1 protein-coding gene is annotated in these 1115 nt (G+C 37.4%); it reads right to left on the reverse strand.

Features of this window, described 5'->3' with window-relative positions:
• Window positions 1-97 precede the first annotated feature (97 nt).
• Complete coding sequence (locus IFO68_RS21820; RefSeq protein WP_336510296.1) at window positions 98-1021, reverse strand: beta family protein; 924 nt, start codon at window positions 1019-1021, stop codon at window positions 98-100.
• Window positions 1022-1115: the final 94 nt, after the last annotated feature.

The following is a 1115-nucleotide window of genomic DNA, read 5'->3' on the forward strand; positions in this document are numbered from 1 at the left end:
CCAATAGAAACATTAGAGGATGGGAAATCAATCTGGGCAGAGAAGAATCTAGCTCAGATATAATCTGACAGGCACCGAGTTGAAAAGTGGGTAACTGTCAGATCAGGTCTGAATTAGTACATGTAAGGTGATGAGTATGAGCCACTTTTCTCCATTCTTTTGAGCCGCCTGAAGTATTTATATTATTGGCTCTATCATCAATATATTCATCTCCCCAACTGTAGTTACGGCCAAAGTAATAAGTTGAATTTACTAATAATTGACATAACTGTTGCGTTTGTCCCCAACCGTTCCCTTTTACAGGTAATCCTTTTACAAATATCCAGTTATTTTGATCTGAATACCTTATAGATACAGTTTGTGACATAAACCTAGGATTAACAGATGCTGTGGTAGAAGCAGCTGTTGGGTAATCACTAAAGTTAGGTGTTTTGATCCAACTTTGAGACTGAATGACACTTGACCATAATTGCCATTCTTCTCTTGGATGTAGGTGAATTTGGTTTATAGGAATACCAGCTTGTGAAGATGGGTAGCAGGTACTTGAAATGATAACATTTCTCCAATTGGCTTGTGTCATTAAGTTATTACACATCTGAATAACTTGCTGCTGAAGAGCTATACTGGCATTTTTAATATCTTCTAGGTCGATAATTAAGTCAATGAAAGTAGGAGGGAAATTAAAATTTCTTAAGATAGTGGGTATGTGATATGCGCCGCGTAGATAATCGTTCAGTTTTAGACGAAGAGCTATACCATTACCGCAATTCCTTTGTACTGCTATTAAATAATTTTGTGAATAATCAGGTGAGTATACTGGGATAATAGACTTCCCAGATTGCTGTGCATCTTTAGTAATATCGTCAATTGGGTGATATGTTGAGGTACTATGGTGGTCAATATTTTCAGCGTCAATCAGAACAGGGCGGGATAGGGGCCATGATACTTTAAGAGTCTCACCAAAGCCGGATAGATGGTCTGCTAACGTTTTTTTTGTATTAGTTCTGACTAGATCTGACACTTCAATTTGAAATGAAGAGAGTTACCCACTTTGATTAAAGGTGCTGAATCCGTAATCAAAGACAATAAGAGGTAACTCTCATGCTTCATACTAG

The organism is Photobacterium arenosum, assembly GCF_014841115.1.
GTDB classification, from domain to species: Bacteria; Pseudomonadota; Gammaproteobacteria; order Enterobacterales; family Vibrionaceae; genus Photobacterium; species Photobacterium arenosum.